The organism is Actibacterium mucosum KCTC 23349 (assembly GCF_000647975.1).
Classification (GTDB): domain Bacteria; phylum Pseudomonadota; class Alphaproteobacteria; order Rhodobacterales; family Rhodobacteraceae; genus Actibacterium; species Actibacterium mucosum.
In genome coordinates this window covers 75,575-97,007 of sequence record NZ_JFKE01000005.1, presented here as the reverse complement: position 1 = coordinate 97,007, position 21,433 = coordinate 75,575, and the positions used below count along the sequence as shown (strand labels likewise).

Annotated in this window: 18 protein-coding genes; 9 read left to right on the top strand and 9 right to left on the bottom strand. The window is 64.6% G+C overall.

Features of this window, described 5'->3' with window-relative positions; all coding sequences use genetic code 11:
• Positions 1–27: 27 nt before the first annotated feature.
• Together ACMU_RS12400 and ACMU_RS12395 are read left to right on the top strand one after the other, a co-directional pair.
• On the top strand, positions 28–567 hold the full coding sequence (locus ACMU_RS12400) for an RNA polymerase sigma factor (RefSeq protein ID WP_035260054.1): 540 nt from the start codon (positions 28–30) through the stop codon (positions 565–567).
• Positions 564–2,507 (top strand): vWA domain-containing protein, encoded by a 1,944-nt coding sequence (locus ACMU_RS12395; protein ID WP_035260052.1) that lies wholly within the window; start codon positions 564–566, stop codon positions 2,505–2,507. Before ACMU_RS12400 ends, ACMU_RS12395 begins: the two co-directional genes overlap by 4 nt.
• A gap of 3 nt (positions 2,508–2,510) precedes the next feature.
• Here the strand turns inward: ACMU_RS12395 and ACMU_RS12390 are convergent, their stop codons facing one another.
• Positions 2,511–3,644 carry a zinc-dependent alcohol dehydrogenase family protein gene (locus tag ACMU_RS12390; RefSeq protein ID WP_035260049.1) on the bottom strand — a complete coding sequence of 378 codons (1,134 nt, stop codon included), beginning with the start codon at positions 3,642–3,644 and terminating at the stop codon, positions 2,511–2,513.
• A gap of 98 nt (positions 3,645–3,742) precedes the next feature.
• Here ACMU_RS12390 and mnmH point away from each other — a divergent pair, with 98 nt between their 5' ends.
• A complete protein-coding gene (gene mnmH / locus ACMU_RS12385; protein WP_035260046.1) occupies positions 3,743–4,807 on the top strand; it encodes a tRNA 2-selenouridine(34) synthase MnmH in 1,065 nt (354 codons plus the stop codon).
• On the opposite strand, the gene selD is transcribed toward mnmH, so the two are convergent.
• From selD to ACMU_RS12365, 4 genes are all read right to left on the bottom strand, one after another.
• A complete protein-coding gene (gene selD / locus ACMU_RS12380) occupies positions 4,794–6,932 on the bottom strand; it encodes a selenide, water dikinase SelD (RefSeq protein ID WP_035260043.1) in 2,139 nt (712 codons plus the stop codon). The two genes, mnmH and selD, sit on opposite strands and share 14 nt — an antisense overlap.
• 77 nt (positions 6,933–7,009) lie before the next feature.
• Positions 7,010–8,062, bottom strand: a complete 1,053-nt coding sequence (locus tag ACMU_RS12375; RefSeq protein ID WP_035260040.1) for a lipocalin-like domain-containing protein — start codon at positions 8,060–8,062, stop codon at positions 7,010–7,012.
• Entirely contained in the window at positions 8,052–10,466 is a 2,415-nt protein-coding gene (locus tag ACMU_RS12370) for an ABC transporter permease (protein WP_035260037.1), read from the bottom strand. The genes ACMU_RS12375 and ACMU_RS12370 overlap by 11 nt, the downstream gene beginning before the upstream one ends.
• Entirely contained in the window at positions 10,463–11,110 is a 648-nt protein-coding gene (locus tag ACMU_RS12365) for an ABC transporter ATP-binding protein (protein WP_035260034.1), read from the bottom strand. The genes ACMU_RS12370 and ACMU_RS12365 overlap by 4 nt, the downstream gene beginning before the upstream one ends.
• Positions 11,111–11,275: 165 nt before the next feature.
• Here ACMU_RS12365 and ACMU_RS12360 point away from each other — a divergent pair, with 165 nt between their 5' ends.
• Positions 11,276–11,737: a thiol-disulfide oxidoreductase DCC family protein gene (locus tag ACMU_RS12360; RefSeq protein WP_035260589.1), complete on the top strand. Its 462-nt coding sequence runs from the start codon at positions 11,276–11,278 to the stop codon at positions 11,735–11,737.
• 206 nt (positions 11,738–11,943) lie between these two features.
• Entirely contained in the window at positions 11,944–13,092 is a 1,149-nt protein-coding gene (locus tag ACMU_RS19095; protein ID WP_161635676.1) for an AbrB family transcriptional regulator, read from the top strand.
• Here the strand turns inward: ACMU_RS19095 and ACMU_RS12350 are convergent.
• Both ACMU_RS12350 and ACMU_RS12345 read right to left on the bottom strand, forming a co-directional pair.
• The gene (locus ACMU_RS12350; protein WP_035260032.1) at positions 12,976–15,492 is read right to left on the bottom strand and encodes an ABC transporter permease; all 2,517 of its coding nucleotides are present in this window, start codon (positions 15,490–15,492) and stop codon (positions 12,976–12,978) included. The two genes, ACMU_RS19095 and ACMU_RS12350, sit on opposite strands and share 117 nt — an antisense overlap.
• A complete protein-coding gene (locus ACMU_RS12345; RefSeq protein ID WP_035260030.1) occupies positions 15,489–16,181 on the bottom strand; it encodes an ABC transporter ATP-binding protein in 693 nt (230 codons plus the stop codon). Before ACMU_RS12345 ends, ACMU_RS12350 begins: the two co-directional genes overlap by 4 nt.
• Positions 16,182–16,227: 46 nt before the next feature.
• On the opposite strand from ACMU_RS12345, the gene ACMU_RS12340 reads away from it, so the two are divergent.
• Positions 16,228–16,872 (top strand): arylesterase, encoded by a 645-nt coding sequence (locus ACMU_RS12340; protein ID WP_201769890.1) that lies wholly within the window; start codon positions 16,228–16,230, stop codon positions 16,870–16,872.
• Between the two features lie 85 nt (positions 16,873–16,957).
• On the opposite strand, the gene hemC is transcribed toward ACMU_RS12340, so the two are convergent.
• A complete protein-coding gene (gene hemC / locus ACMU_RS12335; protein ID WP_035260028.1) occupies positions 16,958–17,887 on the bottom strand; it encodes a hydroxymethylbilane synthase in 930 nt (309 codons plus the stop codon).
• Positions 17,888–17,990: 103 nt separating this feature from the next.
• Here hemC and hemE point away from each other — a divergent pair, with 103 nt between their 5' ends.
• Positions 17,991–19,019, top strand: coding sequence for a uroporphyrinogen decarboxylase (gene hemE, locus ACMU_RS12330; RefSeq protein WP_035260584.1), 1,029 nt, complete (start codon positions 17,991–17,993; stop codon positions 19,017–19,019).
• A gap of 65 nt (positions 19,020–19,084) precedes the next feature.
• Positions 19,085–20,335: an aminotransferase class V-fold PLP-dependent enzyme gene (locus ACMU_RS12325; protein WP_035260026.1), complete on the top strand. Its 1,251-nt coding sequence runs from the start codon at positions 19,085–19,087 to the stop codon at positions 20,333–20,335.
• Positions 20,336–20,424: 89 nt separating this feature from the next.
• On the opposite strand, the gene rpsU is transcribed toward ACMU_RS12325, so the two are convergent.
• Complete coding sequence (gene rpsU / locus ACMU_RS12320) at positions 20,425–20,631, bottom strand: 30S ribosomal protein S21 (RefSeq protein WP_008207378.1); 207 nt, start codon at positions 20,629–20,631, stop codon at positions 20,425–20,427.
• Between the two features lie 97 nt (positions 20,632–20,728).
• On the opposite strand from rpsU, the gene ACMU_RS12315 reads away from it, so the two are divergent.
• Complete coding sequence (locus tag ACMU_RS12315) at positions 20,729–21,421, top strand: COQ9 family protein (protein ID WP_035260024.1); 693 nt, start codon at positions 20,729–20,731, stop codon at positions 21,419–21,421.
• Positions 21,422–21,433 lie beyond the last annotated feature (12 nt).

Genomic DNA, 21,433 nt, shown 5'->3' with positions numbered 1-21,433 from the left:
GGTCGCGTCAAACCCAATGTCATGCGTATGAGCACTTCGGACGAGGCATTGGCCCTGGCGGCGGCACAGGGGGACGGCGGGGCGTTTTCGACCCTGTTGTCGCGGCATTACGACCGCGTGTTTGCCTTTGCTTTCCGGCTGACGGGACATCGTGCCGAAGCCGAAGATCTTACCCAAGACATCTGCGCCGCCTTGCCGGCCAAACTGCGGAGCTTTCAGGGTACCGCGCGGTTTACGACGTGGCTTTACCGCGTGACGGTGAACGCCGCGCATGACCGCCGTCGCCGGGCGGCAACACATGCGCGTGCCGCCGAAGGTTGGGGCGATTGGGAGGTCGCACGCCAGGCCGAGATCGCAGATCAATCCGCGGCCAATGACTGGCTGGCGCAAGCCATGCAAGCCCTGCCAACCGACCTGCGCGATACGGTGGCCTTGGTGCTGGGCGAAGATCTGACTCAGGCACAAGCTGCTGAAGTTCTTGGTATTTCCGAAGGCACCATTGCCTGGCGCATGAGCCAGGTGAAAAAGCACCTTCGCGCTTTGCATCAGAAGGAGGAGCAGGCATGACAGACGAGCTGGACCACCTGAAATCCGCCCTGCGCGCGACGCCTGCGCCCGATGCATCAACCAAGGCTGCGCATCTGGAACTTGCGCAGAAAAGCTTTGCCGCGCTCCAAGAAAATACCTCCGACACCCGTCAGACCAACAAGCGCCGGACATCCGGCGCAGGTCTGATTGAAGGAGTTGGAAAGATGCTGAACATGCTTACCGCGCGCACCGCGCTTGCGACGACATCTGGCCTCGTGGCCGTCGGATTGGCCGTGGTGGTCGTATTGCCGCAAATGGATGGGCCCGAGCCCATGCGGTTTGGCACACCGGTTTCCGTTACAGAACCGCCAATCATCGTTGAAGAGCTGTCTTCCCCCTTGCTGGAAAACACCGCGCCCGCACCAGAAATAACAGCAGACATGCGTCTGGCTTCCCCACCTGCAGCGAAAGCGGAACGCCAAGGTATCAGCGTGACCGGTGCCCCCGAATTGGGCATCATCGCCGGGGCAAACGCACCAACGACTTTTCACACAGACATGGACGTGCAATTTGCCGACGCTCCACCCAACACCGAAAGCTTTGCCAACGAACCGGCCAGCCCGCTGAAAGTGGTGGCCGACTACCCGGTCTCGACCTTCTCCATCGACGTTGACACGGCGTCTTATGCGGTGGTCCGCCAATCGCTGATGGCCGGCCACCTGCCCCCCGCGCAGGCCGTGCGGATCGAAGAGATGGTGAACTATTTCCCCTATACCTATCCCGCGCCCGATGGCGAGGCCCCGTTCCAACCCACCGTCACCGTGACGGGCACCCCGTGGAACGCCGACACGCAGCTTGTCCACATCGCGCTGCAAGGCGCGCTGCCCGAGATCGACACCCGCCCGCCGCTGAACCTGGTGTTCCTGATCGACACGTCCGGCTCGATGAACCAGCCCAACAAGCTGCCGCTGTTGAAACAATCCTTCCGGCTGATGCTGGCAGAATTGCGGCCCGCCGACCAGGTTTCGATCGTCACCTATGCCGGCAGCGCCGGGCAGGTGCTGGCCCCCACCCGCGCCGAAGACCGCGCCACGATCATGGCGGCACTGGATAACCTCGCGGCTGGTGGCTCCACCGCCGGGCAAGCCGGATTGCAACAGGCCTATGCGGTGGCCGAGGACATGGCCGATGAGGGCGATGTCACCCGCGTGATCCTGGCCACCGATGGCGACTTTAACGTCGGCATCCACGACCCCGAGGCGCTGAAAACCTTTATCGCCGACAAGCGCGACACCGGCACCTACCTGTCGGTGCTGGGCTTTGGTCGTGGCAATCTGGACGATGCCACGATGCAGGCGCTGGCCCAGAACGGCAACGGTCAGGCGGCCTATATCGACACGCTGGGTGAGGCGCGCAAGGTGCTGGTTGATCAGCTGACCGGCGCGCTTTTCCCCATCGCCAACGATGTGAAGGTGCAGGTCGAGTTCAACCCCGCCACCGTCGCCGAATACCGGTTGATCGGCTATGAAACCCGGGCCCTGCGGCGCGAGGATTTCAACAATGACAAGGTGGATGCCGGCGAGATCGGCGCGGGCCACGCGGTCACCGCGATCTACGAGGTGACGCCCGCAGGATCGCCCGCCGCGCTCAACGACCCGCTGCGCTATCGTGCGCAAGAGGCCGAAAGCGGCCCGGCGGATGAGCTGGGTTTCCTCCGCCTGCGCTACAAGGCGCCGGGCGACGACACCAGCCAGCTGATCGAAACCCCGATCCCGCTGCAAACCGCCGCCAAGTCTGAGGCGCAGTTCGCCACCGCCATCGCCGGGTTCGGCCAGCTTTTGCGCGGCAGCGTCTATACCGGCGACTGGTCCTATTCCGACGCCATCGCGCTGGCCAACGCGGCCAAGGGCGACGACCCGTTTGGCTACCGCGCCGAGGCCATCACCCTGATGCGCCTGGCTGACAGCTTGTCGCGCTGAACCTTAGTCCTGGTCGAAGGTGATCACCTGCCGGATGGCAGCCCCTTCGGCCAGCCGCTCGAACCCCTCGTTGATCTCATCCAGGCTCAGCGTGTGTGTCATCAGCTTTTCGATGGGCAACCGCCCCTGCATCATCAGATCGGCAAAGCGCGGGATGTCGCGCTTGGGCACGCAAGAGCCCACATATGACCCGCGCAGCGTTTTCTCGCTGACCGACAGGGCCGCGGCGGGCACCGACAGCGCCTTGGACGGGTGCGGCAACCCGGCGGTCACACAGGTGCCCCCGCGCCGGGTGATGTTCCAGCCAAACTCCAGCGCGGGCACCGAACCGGCCAGTTCCACGGCAAGGTCAACGCCTCCATCGGTGATCTCCAACACCTGTTCCACCGCGGTGTCATCTGTGGGGTTGATCGTATGGGTCGCGCCCAGTTCGCGGGCAAAGTCCAGCTTGTCCTGCGCCAGATCCACCGCGATCACCTGCCGCGCCCCGCCGGCAATCGCACCCAGCAACCCGGCCAGACCAACACCGCCCAACCCGATTACCGCGGCCCGCTGCCCGACGCGCAATTCGCCCGAGTTCAGCACCGCCCCCACCCCGGTCAGCACCGCACAGCCCAGCAACGCCGCGCGCTCCAGGGGAACGGATTTGTCGATCTTCACACAAGACGCCTCGGCCACGATGGCGCGTTCGGAAAAGGCCGACACGCCCAGATGGTGGTTCACAGCGTGGCCATCCACGCTGATCCGTCGGTCGCCGCCGATCAGCGTACCGCCGCCCGCGGCGACAAAGGCCGGCTCGCACAGCGACGGGCGCCCCTCGGCGCATGGCGTGCATTGCCCACAGGACCCGGCAAAGACCAAAACGATGTGATCGCCCGGTTCAAAGGCGGTGACATGCGGGCCCACCGCCTCGACCACGGCCGAGGCTTCGTGGCCCAGCGCAATCGGCATCTCGCGCGGGCGGTCGCCGTTGATGGTGGACAGGTCCGAATGGCACAGCCCCGCCGCCGCCATGCGCACCCTCATCTCGCCCGGCCCCGGCTCCCCAAGCTCTGCCTGAACGATTTTCAGCGGTTTTGACTGCGAATAAGGCCGTTCCAGCCCCGATTGCTGCAACAGCGCGATCCGAGTTTGCATCCATTCCTCCCTGGTTGTGCCGAGTATTGCGCGGCCAAACCCGTTTGTCAGCGGTGAATGCAGTGGCGTTAGACAAAAGGATTGCCTATCAGGGGGATATGCCGATGCGACTGACCGATCTGAGCCAATTGCGGGACCTGCCGTTTGACCAGGTCATTGACGTCCGCTCGCCGGCCGAGTTTGCCGAGGATCGCGTCCCCGGCGCCATCAACCTGCCCGCGCTCAGCAACGACGAACGTGCCCGCGTGGGCACGATCTATGTGCAGGACAGCCCCTTTCAGGCGCGCAAGATCGGCGCGGCGCTGGTGTCGCGCAACATGGCGCGCCATATCGAAGAGGTGCTTGCCGACAAACCACGCGACTATCGCCCGCTGGTTTACTGCTGGCGCGGCGGGCAGCGGTCGGGCTCGGTGGCAATCATCCTGCAACAAATCGGTTGGCGGGCCGAAACCATCGATGGCGGCTATCGCAGCTATCGCCGTTTGGTGCAAAACGCGATGCATGGCGCGGCTTGGCCGGGCAAGGTGATGATTTTGGATGGCAACACCGGCACCGCAAAGACGGTGATTCTGTCGCTGCTGAAAGATGCTGGCCATCAGGTTCTGGACCTCGAGGCGCTGGCTTGCCACCGGGGCTCCATCTTTGGTGGTGTGGCCGGTGGGCAACCTGCGCAAAAAGGCTTTGAAAGCGATCTCGCCATGGCGATGACGGCATTGGACCCGGCCCGCCCCCTGATTGTCGAGGCCGAAAGCAGCAAGATCGGCGATCTGAACCTGCCGCCTGCAATCTGGGCCGCGATGAAGGATGCCCCACGGGTTGAGATCCGAGCGCCGATGGAGGCCCGGCGCCGATATCTATTGCAAAGCTATGGGGACATCTCTGCAGATCGCGCACGGCTGGCTGACCTGGTTGCGGCTTTGTCCACGCGCCATTCAGGCGAACGCATTGCCACGTGGCAGCAACATGTGGCGCAAGGTGACGACGGGGCGCTGGTCGAAGGACTGCTGACCCATCACTACGACCCACGCTACGCGCGACAACGGGCGCGCTGGGTGGATGCGGCGCGCTGCCTGTCTGTGGACCTGCCCGATCTCAGCGGCACAGCATTGGCAGCAGAACTGCCCCGCATCGCCGCCGCAATCGATGGTGCTAGCGCGCTTTGATTTTCCCCGTGCCTTCGGTGAGCAGACCGATTTTCCACGCCTGCAGACCGGCCTTTTGCATTGCGTCCATGGCCGCATCGCCATTTGGTACTGCCGCCAAAAGCCCACCTGCTGTTTGTGGATCTGCCAACAAGGCCGCTCGGGGGGTGGATGTTGTGTCCAGACCGACCGCTTGCAACAGCTCTGCGTTCTTGGGGTAAAGCGAACTGCGAACGCCTGCTGCGGCCAGTTCCGCGGCCCCCTGCATCAACGGAACGTCGTTCAACACCAACTCGGCGTCGAGACCACCGTCTCGCAGCATGTCCAGCAGGTGCCCCCCCAGCCCAAATCCGGTGACATCGGTCATTGCATGAGCCATGGGTGCCAGAACCACCGCATCCTCGCGGACCGGGCGCGCCATGGTCTGCAAGGCCCGCGCGATGTCACCGCCATCTGCCTTGCCCTGCATCTCGGCCGCAAAGAGCGTGCCCGAGCCAAGGGGCTTTGTCAGGATCAGTGCATCGCCAACCTGCGCCCCGGTCACGCGGCGCGCGGCACCGGCTTGGCCCAGTGCGGTGAACCCAACCATCAGTTCGGCCCCCACTGCGCTGTGTCCACCGACCAAGGGAATGTCACCCAACGCCGCACGTGCCGCAGCCGTAATCTCGCGCAGCATGTGCCGTTGCACCCGGTCGCTGGCGGTGGGTAAAGTGACCTGCGACAGCACCGCGCGTGGCTGTCCGCCCATCGCCCAGATATCGCCCAGCGCATGCGCCACCGCGATCTGGGTCAGCACGTACGGGTCGGCCCAGAAGGCGCGGAAGTGATCCGTGCTGAGCGCCAGTTCCGCCCCCCCGACAGATATCAGCGCCGCATCATCGCCCAACCGGCCAACGCCATCGTGCAGAACATCCGCCGCCGCCTTGGCCGCGCAGCCGCCACATATTGGGCCATTCTCAACTATCGCACGCAGACCATCCGCAGCCTCGGTCGGCAGCTTGGGTGGATCCATCTGCGGCAGTTCGTGGAATTTGCGCATAAAACTGCGATCAATCTGGTTCTTCCACCGCCAAAGCCAGTCACCTTCAAGCCGCAGGCCCAGCTTGTCCGCAACCGCATGTTTGCCGCCGGTCGACATCAATTTCAGATAGTCCTTTTGCGGGTGATATTCCCGCCGTTTACCTCCTGAAAGATCGGCCCGAAGATTGTGCAGCAGCACCGGCGCTTCGCGTACCGCGAAAACACCCGCCTTTGGTCGCGGATCATGGGTCAGATGCGCGCAGTCGCCCACCGCATAAATCAATGGATCCGAGGTTGCACGCAAGTCGGCGCCCACATCGATAAACCCATTGGTCAGGGCCAGCCCGGTCTGGTCCAGCCAACCTTGCGGCGCGGCGCCTGCTGCACCAATCACCAATGCCGCTTCTACCTGTCGACCGTCTTGCAGAACCACGCCGTCGGCTGTCACCTCGGACACCGCAGCGGCGGTCATCAACGAGACACCCTGGGCCGCGATCTGGTCAGACAACGCCGCGCGCGCGCCCTTGCCAATGTCGCGCAGGGGTTCGGGACCTGCTTCCAGCAAGGCGACCTCGCCCCCGACACCTTCCTGCGCCAATCGATGCTTGCAGGCCAATGCCAGTTCAACACCCGCGACGCCCGCGCCGATGACCGCAACGCGCGGCGCGGCCTTTCCCGCAACAGTTTGCGCCACAAATGCCTGCCACCGGCTTGCAAAAGCACCCAATGGCTTGGCTGGCACAGCATGATCTGTGAACCCCGGCAGGGCCGGCAGATCAGAGGTGATACCGATATCGACCGATGCCAGGTCATAGTAGATTGGTGCGCGTCCGGGCACATGTATCAGCCGGGCATCCCGGTCGATCCCCTCGGCCCGGCCCAGCACGACACGCGCGCCCGCGAACCGTGCCAGCTTCACCAGGTCAATCTCCAGCTCTTCGCGACGGTAATGCCCCGCCACCAGCCCCGGCAACATCCCGGAATATGGCGCGGTTGGCCCCGGATTGATCACCGTCACCCGCACGCCGGCCAAAGGCCGCATCCCCCACGATCGCAGGACCAGAGCGTGGCTGTGCCCACCGCCAACAAGCACAAGATCACGGGTTATAGGTAGAGGCACATGCATCACGAAATTCCTTTGTTCCGAGCCATGTTTAGCGCGACCCTTGCGCCCCGGACAGGGTGCCAACGGCAACGTGACTGTCAGTCATATCCTGTCATCTCCAAATACCCTTTTCCGCGGTGGCTGCCCGCGATGGTGACCGGGCCTTCCCAATAGGAAAACAGCATCGGCATCCAGGCTTGGGGATTCAACGCGGTGATCTGTACATCCAACCCGAAACGCGGCGCGGTAACTTGCCATTCTATGGGCACCCGTCGCCCTTCCACCCGGACGGTTTTGCCCGGGGTCAACTGCACAACGGCATCGCGAAACGGCTCCACTCGCCCGTCGGCGTGTATCCACGTACCCGAGGTAAACGCCCCCTGGTCATCGCGCACCTGAAACCCCATCAGCTTTGCGCCAGATTCAAAATGCAACGAGACCCAGTCCCACCCGGCCTGGTTTTCGTCCAGCGGCTGCGAAGACCACTCACGATCCAACCACGCCTGTCCGGTGACGTTGATCGGCCCCTCTGGCAGTTCCACGACCCCGGCCACCTCATAGAAGGGTTGCGAGTAATAGTAGCTCGCCTGACCGCTATCCGATTTCTCGGAATAGCCGGCCTCTCCATGCGTCACCAAAGGACGGTTGGCCGTCAAAGTCAGGTCATAAGCGAAGTCACGTCCCTCGGCCTTTAGGGTTACGGGGCCGGTGACGGGGTTCCCGCGCATCGACCAACCGTCGATCCACGCCCGGAACGGTGCCGCTTCGGCCCCGGCCTGCCCAACGCCACCGCGCGCCAAACGCTCGGAGGTGAAATGCTGCCGAGCGGTTGTAACCGCCGCATGGCCCATCCAGACCTGCGGCACCGACCAGCCCTGCCCGCCCTCCGGCGCCAAGGCTGATCGGAACAAGGTCCATTGCACCCCCAGATCGCGCCCATCCTCGGCCTGCAGGTTCGCCGTGATGTACCACCACTCGATCCGGTATGCCGGATGCGCACCGTGATCCGTAGGGAAGGACAAGGCCTGACCCCGCACAGGCGTGGCAAATCCTGCATCAGCCGCGCTGCCCAACCCGGCAAAACTCTGTGCTTGGGCGCAAACCACCCAAAACAGCCAGACCATGGGCAGGAGAATTGCTTTAACGTTCATGCGCGAACACCTTTAACAACTCCGCCGGCGCAATCCGTGCCAATCGCAAGGCTGGCCAGGCCGCTGACAGGACCCCGGCCACCATCGTCACAACGCCCAACACCGCCCAATCTACAGGGAACAGCTGCATGGGAATGCGCCAGCCAAAGGCCACAACGTTTACCACCGCCAACAGCGCCCATGCCAGCAACAGCCCAACCGGCAAAGCAACGATGGCCGTCACCACTGTCAGGAGCGCGGCCCGCCCCAACTCCAGAACCGACAACCGCGATCGCGAGAGGCCGATGGCCCATACTGGTGCCAGCTGCGCCAGGCGCATGCCCGAAAGCGTCAACAAACTGGTCAAAATCGCAAACCCGGCGACGCCCAGTGTCAAAACATTCAATACCGCCGTGATGGCAAATGTCTGCTCGAACACGCGTATCGAAACTGCCTTGATCGACGCCTGATCTGTCATGTTTTCGCCCGGCAGGCCGAAATCTTCTACGGTCTCGCGCATCAGGTTGCCAACCTTCTCCGGGGCCACCCGCACGGCCAGTCGCAGGCGCTGCGGTGCGTTGGCAACGCGATTGAAAACCGGCTGTGCAATCAGCGCCTGCGGCATGGGATTGCCGTAATCGGCATAGATGCCCACAACCGACAAACCCAGCCCGCCGGGCAAGCTCAGGACGTCACCCACAGACAGGTCGGCCCCATAAGACAATTGTTCGCTGATCAGGGCCCCTTGCTCGGCAAATACCCTATCCCACGCATCCTCGCGGCCAGACAACAAAACACGGTTGTCGCGATAAGTGCTGTGATCAACGATCCCATAAACCTCGCCCGGCAGGCCCGACAACTCCACCCGGTCCGACCAGATGGGCAGAACCGCATCCGCCCGGGTTTCGAACCAGTCGTCCAATGCTTCGGCCTCGGCCTCGTCACGTGCCTGTACATAAAGCTCGGACACCATCACCTGATCCAGCCATCCGGTAAATGCGGCCCGGAAGCTGCCGACCATGGTCGACACGCCAATATTCGCTGCCACCGCCAACAGCAGCGCCATCAATGCCAGCGAAATGCCCGGCATCTGGTGCCGTGTATCGGCCCAGAACCATCCGGCCAAAGCGCCGCGTGAAGCGCGAGCAGCCAGTGCAGCCAACCCGCTCAGAACTGGTGGCAGCGCCAAAGCCGCCCCCATCAACAATGCGCCCAGCATCGCGAATCCAGCCACCAGCCCCTGCCCCCAGCGCGCCAAAGCCACCGCAAGAACGCCCAGCACCAGCGACACCGCCAGTTGCCGCCACAATCCGCGCTGCGATTGCCGCGCCCATGCGCGGGGGCGCGCCGGGGCCAGAATACCCATGCGCCATAACCGCCAAAGGCTTTGCGATGCAGAGATCGCGGTGCCCAACATCGCCACGCCCAATCCGCCCAACCACCAAGCGGGCTGCAGACTGAGTGTGCCCGATACCCCGGCACCGTAAAGACCGCGCAAGGTCGCCGCGACATCGGGTAAAAGCAACGCAGCGATGACATATCCCAACACCACACCGATCGCGCCGGTGACAATTGCAAAAACCAACAACTCAGCCACCAAGGCCAGTGTCAGCGCATTCAGCGACACGCCCAGCGCGCGAAGGGTGCGGAACATCACCCGGCGTTGCTCGAACGCAAGGCCAATTGCCGCATGCACGATGAAAAGCCCAACTCCGGCGGACAGCAAGCCGAAGGCCGTCAGGTTCAAATGGAAACTGTCGGTAAGCCGCGCGATATCCGACGTGTCCTGCCCCGTGCGCAGTTGAAGCTCTGGCGCAACCTCATGCAACGCCGCGCGGGCCAGTGGCTGTTCGTCTAACACGATCAGGCGGCTCACCTGCCCCGGTGCGTCAAGCAAGTGCTGCGCCACGCCGATATCCACCATCAATTGCCCCGGCGGCACGCCGTCCACAGGCAACAGTTCAGGCAACCCTTCGGCACCCTGCAGCGCGGCAACCGTTTCGGGATGCGCCATGGCCTGACCCGGCGGGGTGATAAAGGTCAGCAAACCCGCCCCGCCTTCCATCGCGCTGCTTGTAACCGGCGAAGGCATGCTCAGCGGGTCCATGCCAATCACATCAACACTTTGCGGTCCGTTAACACGCAATTGGCCCTGCAGCACCGGCGACACCTGCCATCCGGCACGGCGCAGCGCCACATAAATCGACTGATCGAACAATACACCGCCCGGCGCGATGATCTGGTCAAATCCGATCTGCCCCAAACTGCGCGCCGCTTCGGCATAAGATTGCCGCGCTTGTGCATTGATCGCCTGCACACCGGTCCACAACGCCGTCGCCAGCGCCAGTCCAAAGGCAAGGCTGAACAATTGCAACGGACGCCGCCGCCAATGGCTCAGCAACGCCTTGAGGACCACGCCCCTCACCTTATCAACTCGCCGCCGCGCAGGATCGCCTGCGATTGCAACATTGCCGCCATGCGCGGCGAATGGGTGACCATTAACAGCGCCGCGCCTGTATCCCTGATCAGCGACAGGAACAGGTCCATCACGTTGTCGCTGGTGCCTTCGTCCAGATTTCCGGTGGGTTCGTCCGCCAGGATCAGCCCCGGACGCCCGGCCAGCGCCCGACCGATCGCCACACGCTGCTGCTGGCCGCCCGAAAGGGTCTCGGGATACTGCGCCAGAAGGTTCGTCAGGCCCAATCGCGCTGCAAGGTCGGTTGTCCACGCTGCATCGTACTGTCCTGCCAACCGTGCCTGAAACACCAGATTGTCGGACACCGACAGGGACGGGATCAGGTTGAAATGCAGAAACACCAGCCCCAACCTGCGCGCCCGCAACGTGGCGCGCGCCGTGTCGGACAAGGCCGCAATATCTTCGCCGGCGATACGCACCTGCCCCTTATCCGGCGGCTCCAGCCCCGCGCAGATGTTCAGGAATGTGCTTTTGCCCGATCCCGAGTCGCCCATCAGTGCCAGGCTCTCACCCGCGGCCAATTTCAGCGACACACCGTTCAAAACCCTTTGCCCGTCCGAAAACTTTTTGGACACCGCGGCAATCTCTATCATCGGGCACTCCTGTTCACTGCGGCTACCTTATCCCAGCTGGGTCTGGGCGCCAGAAAATCGACCCCACTGCGTCAAAATTTCCGTCAGGACAGCAACGATTCTCAGACGTTCGCGCTTGAGTCATATTTGAACCGAACCTACCTATAAAACAGTAAGGTGAGTGTCATGCGTCCCATTTCTCACGCCCCGTTTTCCTATCTCGGCGATCCGCAAGTGCCGCCTTTCGACCAAGGCCGGATACTTTTGGTGATGGATGCCGAGTGTTCGTTATGTTCAGTCGGCGCGCGACGCGTTGCGCGATGGGACACGGACGACCGTGTGCGAATTGCGCCGGTTCAGTCCCCCCTTGGTGCAGCCTTGCTGCAACATTACGGCATGGCACCAGACGACCCGGACACGTGGTTGGTTATCCAGGACGGGCGGGCGTATGGCTCGTTGCAAGCCATGGCACAGTTCTACCCCCAGCTTCGCATTTGGCTGCGCCCGGTAAGCCTGCTGAACTGGTTGCCCCGCCGGTTGCAGGACTGGCTTTATGCACGTCTTGCCCGCAACCGATATGCGCTGTTCGGCAAAGGCAACATGTGCACCTTGCCCGATCCCGAATTGCGTCGCAGGCTGATACAATAATCTTTGCGCAAACATAACTATCGGTCACAGCGTTCGGCACTTTGCCGCCGCAACAGCGCCGCTTGGGCGGCTTTCACCATCATACTGATGTCACGTCACCTGCTTAGGAAAGCGCAGCCGTTACCAGAGTATCCATGTCGAACCGCGATGGGCGTTACCGACGTCGGTCAATTGACAATCGCAGGCGAAGGGGCGCAATAAGGGCCGTGAACTCCGCATTCAAATCGATCTATCTGCCCGCGGCTATTGCATTGGGTGCTGGTGCTTTTGGCGCTGTCTTGGCCGTATTCCTGCGAGTCCCTGCACCGTTTCTGACAGGGCCGGCCACCATGGTGACCCTGGCGGCGCTGGCCGGTCTGCCGGTGGGCATCCCGGCGCGCCTGCGCGATCCGTTCTTTCTGCTGATCGGGATGAATGTCGGCGCCGCCGTCACGCCCGAGGCCGTGGCCACCGCCGCGCGCTGGCCGGGCAGCCTGCTGGCGCTGGCGCTGGCGGTGACGGTGATGATGGCGCTGGGAGCCTTCTTCATGCGGCGGGTCATCGGGCTGGACCGGCTGCCCGCGCTTCTGGCGGCCACGCCGGGGCATCTGAGCTTTGTTCTGTCCATCGCCGAGGAGGGCGAGGCCGACACGCGCCGGGTGGCGCTGGTGCAATCGCTGCGCGTGTTGTTTCTGACCCTGCTGGTGCCGGTTTTGGTGCAATTGCTGGATCGCGGCCCCTTGCCCGAACCCTCTGCGCGCGCGGTCACGGCGCTGTGGCTGTTGGTGCCGATGGGCCTGGCCGCGCTGGCTTTGGGGTTGGTGTTCAAGCGGCTGAACCTGCCGGCGGCGCTGTTGCTGGGCGGCATGGCGGTATCGGGCGTGCTGCACGGATCGGGCAGCATGACCGGTCAGTTCCCGCCGTGGCTGACGGCGGTCGGGTTCACCTTCATGGGCAGCCTGATCGGCACGCGGTTCAACGGCGTCACCATTCGCATGTTCCTCGGCGCCATCATTGCCTCTTTCACCCTGACCAGCCTTGCGGCATTGACGGCGCTGGTGTTTGCGGTGCCTGTATCGATGTTGCTGGGGGTGCCGCTGGTGGCCGTGGTCATCGCCTTTGCGCCCGGCGGGTTAGAGACGATGATGGCGATGTCGGTGCTGCTGGACGCGAACCCGGCCTATGTGGCCGCGCATCACGTGTTCCGGTTGTTCTTTCTGTCGGCGCTGATCCCGTTCGCCGTGGCCCGCACGCGCCGCTCACTCGCGCGCGCGCAGAACGCCGGTGGGGCGGGCGGCCAGCGGCCGCAAGGCGAAGGCGAGGCCAGCCAGAAGGGTGGCAAGGACACCTCCGGCGATGATCACGAGGGCCGATAGCGGCTGAAAGGCGTAATCACCCTCCATCACGAACTCGGTCACCGACCAGCCGGCCAACGCCCCGGCCAGCACCGCGACCGCCCCCGCCGCCGCACCCAGAATGGCCGAGCGCAGGGCGAAATAGCGCAGGATCATCCCCCGCTCGCCCCCAATGGTCTTCAGGATCGCAGCCTCGTAGACCCGCGCGCGCACGCCCGCCGCCGCGGTGCCGATCAGCACGAACATGCCGGTGACCAGCGTGGCCAGCGCGCCATAGGTGATCGCCGCGGCCAGCCCGGTCAGAATGCCCGACACCCGGTCGATCGCATCGCGCACCCGGATCGCGGTGATGTTGGGATAAGCGTTCGACAGGTCACGGATCAGCGGCGCCTCGGCCGCCTCATCTGCATAAACGGTCGAGATCGCCGTATGCGGCGCGCCTTGCAGCGCGGCGGGGTTCATCGACAGGATGAAGCCGATCCCGGCGGTCGAGAAATCAACCTCGCGGAAACTGGTGATGGTGGCGGTGATGTCGCGGCCCAGGATGTTCACGGTCACCGCGTCGCCCAGTTTCAGCCCCATCTCGGCCCCCTCCTCGGCGGCAAAGCTCATCACCGGATCGCCCACGTAATCCTCGGGCCACCAATCGCCGGCGGTGATCACCGTGCCCGGTGGCGGGGTGGCCGAATAGGTCACGCCCCGGTCGCCGCTCAGCACCCAATGCTCGCCCGCCACTTCGGCCGCCGGTTGCTCGTTGATCCGGGTGATGATGCCGCGCAGCATCGGCGCGGTCTGCACCCGCGTCACGCCGGGGTCGTTCTCGACCCGGTCGAGGTATCCGTCCAGCTGCGCGGGCTGGATATCGACGATGAAATAGGAGGGCGCAACCTCGGGCAGGTCCTGGGCGATGGCGGCGCGCAAGTTGGCGTCGATCTGCCCGACCGAGGCCAGAACCGTCAGCCCCAGACCCAGCGACAGGACCACCGCGCCGGTTTCGCCCCCCGGCCCGCCAATGGCCCCCAGCGCCAGCCGCAGCGTGGTGCGCCCGCGCAAGGCCGGGCGCCGCGCCAGGTATCGGCACAGCGCCTGCACCCCGCGCGCCGACAGCCACAGCAGAACCATCGCGCCGGTCACCCCCGCCGCCGCCCACAAGGTCAGCGTCGGGATACCCGACAGGTAGGCCGCGCTGCCCACCAGAGCCACGATCACCACCAGCATCGCCAACAGCATCCGCGGCGCCGGCCAGCCGCGCGACGGGCCTGCGGCATCGCGAAAAAGCGCCGCCGCGCGGATCTGTTCGGTCCGCGCCAGCGGCCACAGCGTGAACAAAAGCGCCGACAGCGCGCCATAAAGCGCCGCCTCGGCCAGCGGGCCGGGATAGATCGCGATCTGCACCGGCAGGGGCAGCTGCGCCGTGACAATCGGCGCCAGGGCCAGCGGGGCCAGAATGGCCAGAACCAGGCCCAGCGCGATGCCCAGCACTGCCAGAACGCCAATCTGGATCAGATAGGTGGCAAAGACCATCCGCCCCTCGGCCCCAATCGTTTTCAGGGTGGCAATCACGGCGGTTTTGCGCTCCAGATAGGCGCGCACGGCGGCGGCCACACCGACGCCGCCCACGGCCATGCCCGCCAGCCCGACCAGCACCAAAAACGCGCCGATTCGATCCACGAAAGTGGTCAGACCGGGCGCGGCATTACGACTGTCGCGCCAGCGCATGCCGGTATTGGGAAAGGCGGCCTCGGCGGCCTGTTGCATCGATTGCAGATCCGCCGAGGGCGGGATTTTCAACTGATAGCTGCTTTCATAAAGCGTGCCCGGCGTGATCAGCCCCGTACCGTCCAACGCCGCGCGGCGCAGAAGCGTTGGCGGGCCAAAGGAAAGGCCCGCGCTGCCATCATCGGGCAGAGCGATCAGCACCGCAGACAGGGTGAACTCTTTCTGGCCCAGCCGGAACCGATCCCCCACCTGCAGGCCCAACCGGTCGGCCAGCAACTGGCCCAGCACCGCCTGATCGCCCGCTAGGGCCTGATCCAGCGGCACATCCGGGCTCAACTCCACCGCGCCGTAAAGCGGATAGAGATCATCGACCCCCTTCACCTGCGTCAGCGCCCGGTCGGTGCCTTCTTCACGCGCCACCGTGACCATCGACCGGAAGTCGACGGTCTCCGACACCTGCATACTGCGGCCGTCCATCCAGGCGCGTTCATCAGGGGTGGCGAAGCGATAGGTGAACCGGATCTGCGCATCGCCGCCCAGGATCTCGGCCCCGTTTTCGCGCAAGCCCTCGGCGATGGCCTCGCGCACCGAACCCACGGCGCCAATGGCCGCCACGCCCAGCGCCAGACAGGCCAGGAACACATAAAACCCGCGCAAGCCACCGCGCAGCTCGCGCCGGGCGATCCGCCACGCGACGCTCATTCCGCCGCGGCCTTTTCGGCGCTGTCGATCTGCCCGTCGCGCAGGGTGATCACCCGGTCACAACGCGCCGCCAGTTCCGGCGCATGGGTCACCAGAACCAGCGTGGTGCCGTGCCGCTCGCGAAGACCAAACAGCATGTCCATGATCGCCGCACCATTGGCGCCATCCAGGTTCCCCGTCGGCTCGTCCGCCAACAGGATATCGGGCCGCGGCGCCGCGGCGCGGGCCAGCGCCACACGCTGCTGCTCGCCCCCCGACATCTGGCCCGGATAATGGTCCAGCCGTTCGCCCAGCCCAACGGCGCGCAACTCGTCGGCCGCCCGCTCAAACGCGTCCGATGCGCCGGCCAGCTCCAACGGGGTTGCAACATTTTCCAGCGCCGTCATGGTGGGGATCAGGTGGAAAGACTGAAACACAACGCCCATATGATCCCTGCGAAACCGGGCCAGCGCGTCCTCGTCCATCGCGGTCAGATCACGGTCCAGCGCCTGAACCTGCCCGCCGGTGGCGCGTTCCAGCCCGCCAAGAAGCATAAGGAGCGACGACTTGCCAGACCCCGACGGCCCCACAAGCCCCAGCGTTTCGCCGCGTCTCACCGCCAGTGTGATACCGCGCAAGATCTCGACCTCGCCGGCATTGCCGCGCAGCGACAGGGCCGCGTTCTCCAGGCTCAGAATCACATCGCTCATCGGGCGCCTTTCTTCACTCATCCTCTCATGGCGATATGGGGCAGACATGGCCAAACACAAGCTTTTGATCGCCGCAATGGCCCTCTTCGCAGCACTTGCACCCGCCGCGCAGGCTGAAACCACCATTGCCGCGCTGGGCGACAGCCTGACCCAAGGCTTTGGCCTGCCGCTGGAACAGGGGTTTGTGCCGCAACTGGAACGCTGGCTGCAGGGCCAGGGGGCCGAGGTGTCGGTGATCAATGCCGGCGTCTCGGGCGACACCACCGCCGGGGGCCTGTCACGCATCGCCTGGACGCTGACACCCGAGGTTGACGCCCTGATCGTGGCGCTGGGCGGCAACGACCTGCTGCGCGGCATCCCGCCCGAGGCAAGCCGCGCCAACCTCGCCGGCATCTTGGCCGAGGCGCAGTCGCGCAACCTGCCCACCCTGCTGATCGGCCTGCCGGCCCCGGGCAATTACGGCCCCGACTACAAAGCCGCCTTCGATGCCATCTATCCCGAACTCGCCGCCGAGTTCGGCACACAGATGCGCCGCAATTTCCTGGCCGCCATCACCGACGGCACGCAAGTGCCCACCGCACTGATGCAAGCCGACGGGATTCACCCCAATGCCGACGGCGTCGCTCTGATCGTGCAGGATCTCGGCCCCGCCGTGCTCACCTTGCTCAACGCTGTCGAAACCACAAACTGACACCGCGGCGCAGGTCCCCTCCCCCGGACGGGGGGAGGGACAGGGTGGGGGTCGATGAGACTGTCTTGCGCCGCAGGCGCGCGATTTACCAACCGGCGGAACCGGCCCGCAATTCATCCGCCAAATCGCGACCCAAGGCTGCGCCTTCCGTAATTGCCCCGCGCCGCTCACCGGCAACCAATTGCGCCCCATCCGGGCTCAGCAACTCACCCCGCAGCCACAGCGTATCGCCGACCAGAACCGCCAAACCGCCAATCGGCACTTCGCAAGACCCATCCAGCCCCGCCAGAAAAGCCCGCTCAGCCGCCAACCGCTGCCCGGTTTCCGCGTCATGGATCGCGGCCAGCATCCGCTCGGCCCGCGCGTCACCTTCGCGCCGCTCGATCCCGATGGCCCCCTGCGCCACCGCCGGCAGCATCTGGTCCACCGGCACCGCGTGCGCAGGTAAATCGTCCAGCCCCAACCGGTTCAACCCAGCCATCGCCAGAAAGGTCGCCTCGGCCACACCATCGCGCAGTTTCTTCAACCGTGTCTGCACATTGCCGCGAAACTCCACCACCTGCAGATCGGGCCTCAGCCGCATCAGCTGCGCCCGCCGGCGCAGGCTCGACGTGCCCACCACGGCCCCCTGCGGCAATTCCGTCACTGCCCCGCACCGCTCCGACAAGAACGCATCGCGCACGTCTTCGCGCGGCAAAAAACACTCCAGCAGAATACCATCCGGCAACTCCACCGGCATATCCTTGGTCGAATGAACCGAGATGTCGATCCGCCCGTCCAGCATCGCCTCGTCGATCTCCTTGGTGAACAGCCCCTTGTTGCCGATCTCTTTCAGCGCCCGGTCCTGCACCTGATCGCCGGTGGTCGAGATCTTGACGATCTCGAACGCCGCCGCAGGCAGCTCGAACGCCGCCATCAGCCGGTCGCGAGTCTCAAAAGCCTGCGCCAGCGCCAGGGGCGAGCCGCGCGTGCCAATTTTCAGGGGTGCATCGGGGGAGGGCAACAAATCCGTCATGGCCCTCTGTCTAGTCGCGGCAGATCGCCCTGACAATGCAGAACCGCTTGACATGCCGCCGCATCCGTCCGACCACCTTTGCACCATCGAAGAAGGACCGGACATGACCAAGACCCTGCTGCGCGCCCTGGCGGGCGAGACCTTGCCCACCCCGCCGATCTGGATGATGCGTCAGGCGGGCCGGTACCTGCCCGAATACCGCGCCACGCGGGCGCAGGCGGGCGATTTCCTGTCGCTGTGTTACAACCCCGAATTGGCCGCCGAGGTCACGTTGCAGCCGATCCGCCGCTATGGGTTCGATGCGGCGATCCTCTTCGCCGATATCCTGCTGGTACCGCAAGCGCTGGGTGCCGATCTGTGGTTTGTCACGGGCGAGGGCCCGCGCCTGTCAACAATCACCGGCCCGGCCGACATGGCCGCCCTGAAACCGGTCGACGCGATCCACGAGACCCTGAACCCGATCTACGAAACCGTCCGCATCCTGTCGCGCGAACTGCCGTCCGAAACCACGCTGATCGGCTTTGCCGGCGCGCCATGGACCGTCGCCACCTATATGATCGCCGGGCGCGGCACCCACGATCAGGCCCCGGCCCACGCATTGATGACCGGCGACCCCGCCACGTTCGACGCGCTGATGGACCGTATCACCGAGGCCACGATCGAATACCTGTCGGCCCAGATCACCGCCGGGGCCGAGGTGGTGAAACTGTTCGACAGCTGGGCCGGGTCGCTGCCCGCCCCCGCCTTCGCCAAATACGCGCTGGAACCGGCCAAACGCATCATCGCAGCGCTTAAAGAACGCCACCCCGGCATCCCCGTCATCGCCTTCCCGCGCGAGGCGGGCGAGGGCTATGTGGGCTTTGCCAAGGCCACCGGCGCCGATTGCCTGGCCATCGACAACTCGGTCTCGGCCGAATGGGCGGCCCAGACATTGCAACCTGATGGCTGCGTGCAAGGCAACCTGGCGTCCAGCCACATGGTCACTGGCGGGCAGGCGTTGGTCGACGAGACCCGCCGGATTGTCGAGGCCTTCCGCAACGGCCCGCATATCTTCAACCTGGGCCATGGCATCACGCCGGATGCCAACCCCGACAACGTTGCCCTGATGATAGAAACCGTGCGCAGTGCCTAAGTGGGCTTGGAATTATTAATAATCCACATTATGGTGCGGCGAGCTTTTTGCAACGGAACACCGATATGACCGAATTCGCCCCCGCGCTGCTGGCCGAGATCCGCAGCCGCTTTGCCCATGTGGACAGCTGCCCCGAACAGGGCCCGCGCGTGTTTTTCGAAAACGCCGGCGGGGCGCTGACGCTGAACAGCGTGGTCGAAACCGCCGCCCATTACGCCGCGATCCCCGACAATCAGGGCCGCGACAATGTCGGCAGCCACGCCCTGACCGCGCTGATCGCCAACACCAAGCGCGCGATCAAAGAGATGATGAACGCGCCCGACGGCCAGGTCTTCGTTGGCGAAAGCGGCACCGAGCTGCTGTTTCGCTTGATCATGAATGCCTGTCTGGGGGCCGATGGTGGCACGGTTCTGGGCTCCACCGTCGAACACCCCGCCACCCGCAGCGCCTGCGCGCGCTGGGCCGGGGTTGCTGGCAAAACCCATGTGCTGATCGAACATGACCACGCCGCCGGTCTGGTCACCGCCGACCAATACGCCGCGCAGGTCACGCCCGATACGGCGGTGGCGACGATCCTGCACACCTCGCCCGTGACCGGCATGGGCATGGACGTGCCCGCCATCGCCGCCGCAATCCGCGCCGTGGCGCCTGATTGCTTTATCATCGTTGATGGCATCCAGCATGCGGCGCATGGCCTGATCGACATCGCCAGCTATGGCATCGACGGCTACGTGATCTCGCCCTACAAAATGTTCTCGCGCCACGGCTATGGCATTGCCTGGATCTCGGACCGGCTGGCGGCGCTGCCCCATGACAGCCTGCTGGATGGCCCCGAAGGTGTGTGGGAACTTGGCACCCGCGACACCGGCGCTTATGCGACAATGCTGAACGTGGTCGAATACCTCGAATGGCTGGGCGCGCAGCACACCGACAGCCCCGACAAACGCACCCGGTTTCTGGCCGCAGGTGCCGCCATCCACGCCCACGAACACGCGCTGACCGATGCGATGATCCACGGCACCGGCAACCTGCCCGGCCTGGCCGAGATGCCGGGCGTGACGATCATCGGCGGGGTTGATAACCCGGCGCGCGAGGGGCTGGTGTCGCTGACCGTCGCCGGGCAGGACGCCGCCGACATCGTGGCAAAACTGAACGCCGAGGGCATTCGCACCCACCTGCGCAAGGCCGATCACTATTCGGGCAATATCCTGACCCCGCTGGGCGAGCCGGGCTGTGTGCGCGTGTCGCTGTGCCACTATAACTCGGTCACCGAGGTCGCGGCGTTTCTGGCGGTGATGAAGGACCTGACGGCCTGATCGCCGGACAGGGTTCCAAAAATGACAAACCCCCGGAAATCCGGGGGTCATCAAGGGGCCAAAAGCCCGGTTCGCAATGTTGCGGGTGCTTAGAGCATCCCCTCACGTTGCGCTTTCTTCCGTGCCAGCTTGCGAGCCCGGCGAATCGCCTCGGCCTTTTCGCGCGCTTTCTTCTCGGACGGTTTCTCGAAATGTTGCTTCAGCTTCATTTCACGAAACACGCCTTCGCGCTGCAGCTTCTTTTTCAGGGCACGAAGCGCCTGATCAACATTGTTGTCGCGAACACTAACCTGCATCGTGGTTTTCACCACCTTTCTAATCTGGAGTTTCGGTCAATCGCAGGAGTGGGCCGTATAGCAAAAGCCGCCCGGGTTGTCTACATTGGTTGCGCAGATGATCAGGAGCCCGTTCGTGACCGAAACTCAGCCCCTTGAAAGCCAGCTTTTGGATGCCGCCCTGGCCCATGTCGCCTTTGACGGCTGGTCCAGCGCAACCCTGGCCGCGGCGGCGGCGGAAACGGGGATCGAACCGGCGCTGGCCCGCGCCCTGTTCCCGCGGGGCGGCGTCGATCTGGCGCTGGCTTATCACGCGCGTGGCGACGACGCGATGCTGGCTGAACTGGCTGCTGCCGATCTTTCCGAAATACGGTTTCGCGACCGGATCGCCTTTGCAGTGCGCGCCCGACTTGAAGCGATCGACGACAAAGAGGCGGTGCGCCGCGCCACAACCCTGTTTGCGCTGCCGCAAAATGCCGCCGCCGGAACCGGCGCGATCTGGCAGACGGCAGGCAAGATCTGGACGGCTTTGGGTGACACCGACACCGATTTCAACTGGTACTCCAAGCGTGCGACCCTGTCGGGCGTGTTCAGCGCCACGGTGCTGTTCTGGCTGGGCGATGACAGCGACGGGCACACCGCCACGTGGGACTTCCTCGACCGCCGGATCGACGACGTGATGCAGTTCGAAAAAGCCAAGGCGCAAATTCGTGGCAACAAGGCGCTGGCCCCGCTGCTGGCCGGCCCCATGGCCATCCTGTCGCGCATACGCGCCCCGCAATCGCGCGACCACATGCCCGGTCACAAGTAAGAAAGGCCCCCC

Bases quoted from the DNA above. Each gene is read 5' to 3' on its own strand.
- ACMU_RS12360 (WP_035260589.1), top strand. From the start codon at position 11,276: ATGCGTCCCATTTCTCACGCCCCGTTTTCCTATCTCGGCGATCCGCAA.
- ACMU_RS12350 (WP_035260032.1), bottom strand. From the start codon at position 15,492: ATGAGCGTCGCGTGGCGGATCGCCCGGCGCGAGCTGCGCGGTGGCTTG.
- ACMU_RS12315 (WP_035260024.1), top strand. From the start codon at position 20,729: ATGATCAGGAGCCCGTTCGTGACCGAAACTCAGCCCCTTGAAAGCCAG.
- selD (WP_035260043.1), bottom strand. From the start codon at position 6,932: ATGCATGTGCCTCTACCTATAACCCGTGATCTTGTGCTTGTTGGCGGT.
- hemE (WP_035260584.1), top strand. From the start codon at position 17,991: ATGACCAAGACCCTGCTGCGCGCCCTGGCGGGCGAGACCTTGCCCACC.
- ACMU_RS12345 (WP_035260030.1), bottom strand. From the start codon at position 16,181: ATGAGCGATGTGATTCTGAGCCTGGAGAACGCGGCCCTGTCGCTGCGC.
- rpsU (WP_008207378.1), bottom strand. From the start codon at position 20,631: ATGCAGGTTAGTGTTCGCGACAACAATGTTGATCAGGCGCTTCGTGCC.
- ACMU_RS12395 (WP_035260052.1), top strand. From the start codon at position 564: ATGACAGACGAGCTGGACCACCTGAAATCCGCCCTGCGCGCGACGCCT.
- ACMU_RS12325 (WP_035260026.1), top strand. From the start codon at position 19,085: ATGACCGAATTCGCCCCCGCGCTGCTGGCCGAGATCCGCAGCCGCTTT.
- ACMU_RS12365 (WP_035260034.1), bottom strand. From the start codon at position 11,110: ATGATAGAGATTGCCGCGGTGTCCAAAAAGTTTTCGGACGGGCAAAGG.
- mnmH (WP_035260046.1), top strand. From the start codon at position 3,743: ATGCCGATGCGACTGACCGATCTGAGCCAATTGCGGGACCTGCCGTTT.
- ACMU_RS12340 (WP_201769890.1), top strand. From the start codon at position 16,228: ATGGCCAAACACAAGCTTTTGATCGCCGCAATGGCCCTCTTCGCAGCA.
- ACMU_RS12400 (WP_035260054.1), top strand. From the start codon at position 28: ATGAGCACTTCGGACGAGGCATTGGCCCTGGCGGCGGCACAGGGGGAC.
- ACMU_RS12375 (WP_035260040.1), bottom strand. From the start codon at position 8,062: ATGAACGTTAAAGCAATTCTCCTGCCCATGGTCTGGCTGTTTTGGGTG.
- ACMU_RS12390 (WP_035260049.1), bottom strand. From the start codon at position 3,644: ATGCAAACTCGGATCGCGCTGTTGCAGCAATCGGGGCTGGAACGGCCT.
- hemC (WP_035260028.1), bottom strand. From the start codon at position 17,887: ATGACGGATTTGTTGCCCTCCCCCGATGCACCCCTGAAAATTGGCACG.